3 protein-coding genes are annotated in these 7,821 nt (G+C 64.2%); all 3 read left to right on the top strand.

The window, feature by feature from the left end; genetic code table 11:
• The first annotated feature begins 741 nt into the window (after positions 1-741).
• Positions 742-5,538, top strand: a complete 4,797-nt coding sequence (locus IPF85_RS21615; RefSeq protein WP_343410128.1) for a YCF48-related protein — start codon at positions 742-744, stop codon at positions 5,536-5,538.
• A 148-nt stretch (positions 5,539-5,686) separates the two neighbouring features.
• Positions 5,687-6,544 carry a 16S rRNA (adenine(1518)-N(6)/adenine(1519)-N(6))-dimethyltransferase RsmA gene (gene rsmA, locus IPF85_RS21610; RefSeq protein WP_343410127.1) on the top strand — a complete coding sequence of 286 codons (858 nt, stop codon included), beginning with the start codon at positions 5,687-5,689 and terminating at the stop codon, positions 6,542-6,544.
• Between the two features lie 196 nt (positions 6,545-6,740).
• Complete coding sequence (locus tag IPF85_RS21605) at positions 6,741-7,820, top strand: transaldolase family protein (RefSeq protein WP_343410126.1); 1,080 nt, start codon at positions 6,741-6,743, stop codon at positions 7,818-7,820.
• Position 7,821: the final 1 nt, after the last annotated feature.

The raw sequence follows: 7,821 nt of genomic DNA, 5'->3' as shown, positions 1-7,821 counted from the left end.
AACCTGCTTCCAGCGGGTTTCATATCAGACACCGAATTCATTCGGTGGGCTGAATTCGTAAGACGTGCGGAGAACGAATTCACACCCCCCACCACCACACCCTCACAAGACCAATTCCCACCAGCACAACCCGCTTCAGCGGGTTTCACATATCAGACACCGAATTCATTCGGTGGGCTGAATTCGTAAGACGTGCGGAGAACGAATTCACACCCCCCACCACCACATCCTCACAAGACCAACCTTTACCAGCACAACCCGTTTCAGCGGGTTTCAATATCAGACACCGAATTCATTCGGTGGGCTGAAGTCGTAAGACGTGGGGAGAACGAATTCACACCCCCCACCACCACATCCTCACAAGACCAATTCCCACCAGCACAACCCGCTTCAGCGGGTTTCACATATCAGACACCGAATTCATTCGGTGGGCTTCAGCGGGTTTCACATATCAGACACCGAATTCATTCGGTGTAAGGCACATTGTCCCATTGAGCCGCCGGCCGCAACCGGCTATACTCGCCTATGAACAGATTGTCATCGGCCGGCGCCATTTTCTGAGAGATCGTTCATGTCGGACGGACGATTTGTGAGTATACTTGCGCTCATTGGGAGGAAGTTGCATGTCCTGGCATCGTTCATCTGCATCGTTGCATCCAAACGCTCGTCCAAAGACCCCGGTTCGCCCTCTGCCGTTTGCATCCGTCTTCACGGGCCTGCTTCTGCTGGCCTGCCTACTCAGTGCGCGGCCCTTGCCCGTGCAGGCAGCGCAGACAGCCGCCCGCGGCGGTCGCGGCCAATTCATCCCCGCGCTTTCCATCGCCGCCCGCAACGCGCCCAGGCATCTATGTCGCCAGCGACTACTCCGGCCTGATTGATCCGCAGCGCTACGGCAACGTCGGCAGTCTGCGCACCTGGGGCTGGGGCGAGTTCTACGACAGCGCCGGTCATTACAAATGGGACGCGTTCGAGGCCTGGCTCAACAACGTGGCCTCGCAGGGCAAAGCGGCCGGCGTAGGCATCACCACCTACAACGGCCGCTGCTGCACCAACTACCTGGAGATGCCAGCCTGGGTGCGGATCGCCTACCCCAACTCGACCTTCGATGTCTGCGACTACCTGACCGGCGCCTGCACCTCCTGGCACATCCCCCGCTACTGGCACAACGACTACCTGACCCCGTACCACACCTTCATCACCGCCTTCGGCCAGCGTTACCGCAACGACCCCCGGCTGGAATGGGTCGCCATCGGCCTGGGCACCTTCGGCGAACTGCACGCGACCGATCCTGACAAACCGTGGTACAACTGGTACGACCACACGGCCGTCGCCAACGCCGGCCTCACCAGCAGCTTGTGGCTCTCGACCACCAAGTCGATCGCCGATTGGTACATCGGCGCCTTTTCCGAGGGTGGACAGCTCAAGAAGAGCCTGCTGGTGCAGAACGCCTCCTACACCTTCAGCGAGGCCGAACGCCGTGACCTGGCCAACTACGTCGCGCCCAAGGGCGTCGGTCTGTCCAACAACGGCCTGTACCCTGACTCCAACTTCTCCATCGTCGGCAATCAATCGGGTTGCCCCTACTGTGGTCAGCACGATCACATCGTCAACTGGAACAACCAGGTACCCATCGCCTTCGAGACCTATGACTACATGCTCTGCGACGAACAGGCCGTCTATTGGGGTATTCTCAACGGGCTTGACAAACACGTAGATTTCTTCCGCGTGGACTACACCCTGCTCTATCAAACCGACGCCAACTACAACTGGCTGTACGACAAGGTGGAGAACATCGCCCTCTTCAACCGCTTCAAGCCCTACATCGGCGCCACGCGTCAAAATGCGCCGAGCGCCTGGGTGGCGCTGCGCGAACACCGCGTGCCCCTGAACTACTGCGGCGGCCTCATCAACGAGGCCTCCTGGTATCCACAACTGGGCAATTTCGACTACTTCATGGAACAGGATGACAGTGTGGCCGGCGGTCGTACCGTGGCCGAAACCAACGACGCCAGCGTCACCAGCGGCTTGGGCTGGTGCCCGCCGGTCAGTGGCCGGCCGGTCTGCAACACCGCGGCCCACCAGGGCGCTATCCCCGCCGGCGCCGAAGGATGGGCCACCCGCCGCACCGATCGCGCCAGCGGCAACCCGTACATGTTCTTCAAAATGGACGATGGCTATCTCTACAACACGGCCGGCCAGGTCATCACTGTTTCGGTGACCTACGCCGATGTGGGCACGGGCCGCTGGCGCCTGCTGTACGATGGCCCCGGCGGCGTTGCCACCGCGGCCACACCGCTGGGCGGCAGTCAAGCCTACGTGCAGAAGCAGAACACGCAAACCTGGCAGACGGCGCAGTTCGTGCTGAACAACGCACGCTTCCTGAACAGCCTGACCGGCGCTTCCGATTTCTATCTGGACAGTTTCGACAGCAATGATGAATGGTTTCACCTGGTAGACGTGCGCCCGGCCTCTGGCGCGCTACCAACACCCACCCCCACACGAACGCCGACCGCCACCAGCACCGGGCCAACCGCCACGCCAACCACCACACCGACAGTCACGCCAACGTCGCCCCCAACGCCCACCTTGACCCCAACGCCCACCGCGACGCCGGCCGGCCCGGTCATGGAAGGCTACTGGACTCGGCAGACCGTTGCCAGCCAGCCCCTGCTGACGCTCGATTTTGTGGACGCCGCGCACGGTTGGGCGGCCGGCGGGCGGACTGACGCGCAGAATTGCCCCAATCCCAACTGCCCCGGCCTGCTCCTGCTCACCACAGATGGCGGCGTCACCTGGGAGTTGGCCGACACCGGCGCGCTCGGCTTCATTCACGATCTCGATTTCGTCTCGCCGAACAGCGGCTGGCTGGTGGGCCGTTACGGCACCATCCTCGCGACGCGGGATGGCGGCCATTCCTGGCGGCCGCAGCCCAAGTCGTCCGAATACTGGCAGTTTCTCTACAGTATCGCCATGACCGATGAACTGGCCGGCTGGTTCGGCGGCTCGCAGGGGCAGATTTGGCAAACCAACGACAGCGGCGGCCTGTGGCAGCAGGGCGCGGTCGGCTTCAGCGGCCCGGTGTGGGACATTGCCGACCAGGATGGCTGGCTGTGGATCACCAACGGCGGCATGACCGTGCAGCGCAGCAGTAACGGCGGCGCGACCTGGCAGGCGACCGATGTCAGCGGGACCAGTAACGTCAACGCGCTCAACTTCATCAGCGCCGCCAGCGGTTGGGCAGCCGGCAGCGACGGCGCCATTCTGCACAGCAGCGATGGCGGCAGCAGCTTCGACGCCCAGGCCAGCGGCGTCAGCGACGACTTGTGGGCTATCTTCATGGTGGACAGCTCGTTCGGCTGGGCGGCCGGCGCCAACGGCCGCATCGTGCATACCAGTAACGGCGGCGCCAGTTGGGTCCAGCAGGGCAGCACGATCACGGCCACGATCCGCAGCCTGAGCTTCGTCAACCCCAATGAAGGCTGGGCCGTGGCCGAAGATGGCAGTATCCTGCACTACGCGCCACCGGATACCACGCCCACCGTGACGCCCAGCGCGACCGCGACCTGGGACGGCTCGACCTTCACCCCAACCCCCACCGCGACCGCTTCGCCGACGGCCAGCCGGACACCCACCGTCACCCCGACGCACACGCCCTCCCGGACGCCGACCGCAACTGCGTCGCCGGCGCTCGGCTGGGTCATCCAGCGCCAGGCGTCAACCAGCACCGCGTATCAAGATGTGAGTTGCGCCTCGCCCACCGAGTGTTGGGTAGGCGGCGGCCCCAACTGGGACCCAGCGCCGGGCGATCCGGGCGTGGTTCTGCACACCACCAACGGCGGCGACACCTGGATCGAACAGACCAGCGCCAACTTCAGCGCGGGCTACGTCCTGGCGCTCGATTTCAAGAACGCGCAGGTGGGCGCCGCCGTAGGGCGAGCCGGCCAGGCACGCGTGACCACCAACGGCGGCGCGACCTGGAGCACCGTCATGGCCGGGTTGGAGCCAGCGCATCTGTACGCGGTAGAATGGGCCGGCGCCAGCGACCTCTGGACCACCGGCAACTACAGCCGGTTCTATCAAAGCACCGACAGCGGCGCCAATTGGCGCAGCCTCAGCCTGGGTTACACCTCGGTGCCGTGGGAAGTCGAGTGCCTGGACGCCAACCGCTGCCTCGCGGCCGGCAGCGGCTGGAAGATCTTCTGGACGGCCGATCGCGGCAGCAACTGGACGAAAGTGTCGCCGGAGCCGTGCTGTCCGCATTTCCTGGGCGTGGAATACCCGGCCGCCAATCGGGCCTACGTGGTCGGCGGCGACGGCGAAAGCACATGGGCCAGCGGCGGCGTGCTGCTCATGAGCACGGACGGCGGGCAGAACTGGACGCAGCAGGCAATCCCAACCGTCGGCGACCTGCGCGGCGTCAGTTGTTTCGACGCGTTGAACTGCATGGCGGTGGGCGATGCCGGCGCCATTTTGCGCACCAGCAACGGCGGCAGCACCTGGACGCAGGAGCAAGCCGGCATCAACGAAATGTTGCTCGAAATCCACTACGTGGACTCCGCACACGCCTACGTGGTGGGCAACGGCCTGATTTTGGCCTACCGGGGCAGCGCGGCGCCAACCACGACGCCCACGTCAACCCCAACGCCTACCCGCACGGCTACGGCCATCGTCACCCCCACGCCAACGCCTACCCGCACGGCTACGGCCATCATCACCCCCACCCCAACGCCGACCCGCACGGCTACAGCCATCATCACCCCCACGCCAACGCCTACCCGCACGGCGACGGCCATCGTCACCCCCACACCAACGCCCTCTGCGCAGCCAACCGTGGTGGTACACGCCGTTGCGGCTTCGGCCGATGATACGCACGTCAAGACCAGCACCGGGGTGAATTACGCCGCCGCCACCAATATCCGCCTGGGCGGGTTCTATTTTGGCGGTCTGCGCTTCACCGGCCTGGACATTCCGCCCGGCGCGACCATCGTCAGCGCCACGTTGGAAGGCTACCTGTTCTGGAACAACGGCCTGCCGCTGCTACACATCTACGCCGATGCCAGCGATGACGCCGCGGCCTTCAGCGACAGTCAACCGCTCGCCTCGCAACGGCCGCGCACCGCGGCGCAGTACACCTGGCAGCCCACAAGCCTCATTCTCAACCAATGGCTGGCGCTCGACGGCCTGGCCGGCGTGGTGCAAGAGGTGGTTGACCGGCCCGGCTGGGCCGCGGGCCAGGCGCTGGCGCTGCTCATCGAAAGCGACGCGGCCAATCAGGCCAACAACACCTATCTCGACTTCTTCGCCTGGGATGAGCCATCCACACCCACCTGGCGCGCCCGCTTGACCGTGATCTATCGGCTCGCGCCGCCCTGCACCCCCGCCGCGTTGAGTGATCTGGTCGCCGCGGCCGGGCAGTGGGGTTGGACGAGCGCCACGCCCGGTTTCCTGGCCCAGTACGACCTGGATGGCGATCAAGACATTGACATTGCCGACCTGACCCGCTTGGCGGATGCGTGGGCGCAGGAGCGTTGTTTGTGAACAGAAGCAAGCTCCGTCGCAGAGGGCGCCGTCACGCCGGAGACGTGACCTACGGTTCAAGCCCGTCACCGTAGGTCCGGCCGGTTTGGTCACTTACCGGCTGCGGGCTATAATGACGCCCACCCCGCACACAACCGTCAGGGACGCGATGGCAAACACACTCGTACAACAACTGCGCGCGGCCGGCATCGAGCCGCGCAAGGCGCTGGGGCAGCACTTCCTGGTTGATGAGACGCACCTGGCGCGCATCGCCGCCGCGGCCGACCTGAGCGCGGCCGACAGCGTGCTGGAAATCGGGCCAGGCCCTGGGCCATTGACGCATCTGCTGGCTGCACAGGCGGGCAGGGTCGTCGCGGTCGAAACCGATGGTCGCCTCATCGCCTTTTTGCAGCAGACCTTCGCCGCGCAACCGCACGTCCACATCATCCATCAGGACATTCTGCAATTCGATCCGTGCGCGCTGATGCAACCTCAGTACAAGGTGGTCGCCAATGTGCCCTACTACATCACTTCGGCCATCTTGCGCCACCTGCTGGAAAGCGCGTGCCCGCCGGCGCTGACCGTGGTGACCGTGCAGCGCGAGGTGGCGCAGCGGGTGGTGGCGCGGCCGCCAGACATGAGCCTGTTAGCGGTCAGTGTGCAGTTGTTCTGCGAGGTGGAGATCGTGGGCAAAATTCCGGCCGGCGCCTTCTATCCGCCGCCGCAGGTAGATTCGGCCATCCTGCGCCTGCGCCGGCGCACGAGCCTGGCCGCGGACTTGGTGCTGGCGAACGTTCCCGCTTTCTTCGATGTCGTGCGTGCCGGATTTGGACAGAAGCGCAAGCAGTTGCACAACAGCCTGGCGGCCGGCTTGGGGCAGACGCCCGGCGCCATCGCCGCCGCCTTGAGTCAGGCCGGCCTGGATGGCAAGCGCCGCGCCGAAACCCTCACCCTGGCGGAATGGGGGCTGCTGTGGCGGGCGCTGTCAGGGGACTGGGGCGAGGCGATTGAGTCACGGGCGTCTTGACAAGGTTTCAGTTGCGTGTTATTGTGGTAAGTAGCCCTGCACACGTTTGCATCACTTCGAGCTGAAGACGCGCCGATCGCTGTTCAAGTAGCCTCCGAATTACACGTTTACGCCTGTCACCCGTGCTTCGATTCGCTGCAGCCACGGCCGATCGCAACACCGTGCGATTCTCGTGCTTTGTACCGGGAGGAGATTTATGACCACATCGGTTCCGCTGTATCAGACGGTTTCCACCACCCCGACCGACTATTGGAACGACTCTTGTTCACTTGACGAGCTGACCTATGCCATCGGCAACGGCGCCGTGGGCGCCACGACCAATCCTCAAATTGTCCTCGCTGTGCTCAAGAAGGAAATGCACCTCTGGCGCGACCGTATCTATCAGATCATCGCCGAAAATCCAACCTGGGGCGAGCCGGAGGTTGCCTGGCGCCTAATCGAAGAGATGGCGACGCGTGGGGCCGCCCTCTTGCAGCCCGCCTGGAAGCGTCACGCGGGACGCAAGGGCCGCCTCTCCATTCAGACCAACCCGATGTTCTACCGTGACTGGGAGGCGATCGTTGCCCAAGCGCGCGACTTCGACACGCTGGCGCCCAACATGCAGGTCAAGATGCCGGTCACCAAAGCCGGTATCAAGGCCATCGAAGAGTGTACGTATCATGGCGTCAACGTCAACGCGACCGTCAGCTTCACGGTGCCGCAGGCTGTGGCGGTGGCCGAGGCAGTGGAGCGCGGCTTGAACCGGCGCACGGCCGAGGGCAGGGACATTCGCAGCATGGCCCCGGTCTGTACGATCATGGTCGGCCGCACGGACGATTGGATGCAGGCGGTGACCCAGCGCGACGGCATCGAGATGGATCCGGCCTATTTGAGTTGGGCCGGCATCGCCGTTTTCAAGAAGGCCTATGGCCTGTGGCAAGCGCGCGGCTACCGGGTGCGGCTGCTGGCCGCGGCTTACCGTCACCTCGGCCACTGGTCGGAGTTCATCGGCGGCGATGTGGTGCTGACGATTCCGTACGAATGGCAGTTGAAGATCAACGCCTCGGACATTGCCGTCAAGTCACGCATCGCAGATCCCGTGGCGCCGCACATCATCGCCGCCCTGTACGAGAAAATTCCCGATTTCCGGCGGGCCTACGATGTGGATGGCATGACGGTCGAGGAATTCGACGCCTATGGTGCTACCGTGCGCACGCTGCGCGGGTTCATTGCCGCTGCCCACGACCTGATGGCGGTGGTGCGCGACTTCATGCTTCCCAACCCGGATGTGAAGTAAA

Origin of the sequence: Candidatus Amarolinea dominans, assembly GCF_016704685.1 — a bacterium.
Taxonomy (GTDB): domain Bacteria; phylum Chloroflexota; class Anaerolineae; order SSC4; family Amarolineaceae; genus Amarolinea; species Amarolinea dominans.
The sequence above is the reverse complement of the archived record's forward strand: the minus strand, read 5'-3'. Positions and strand labels throughout refer to the sequence as shown.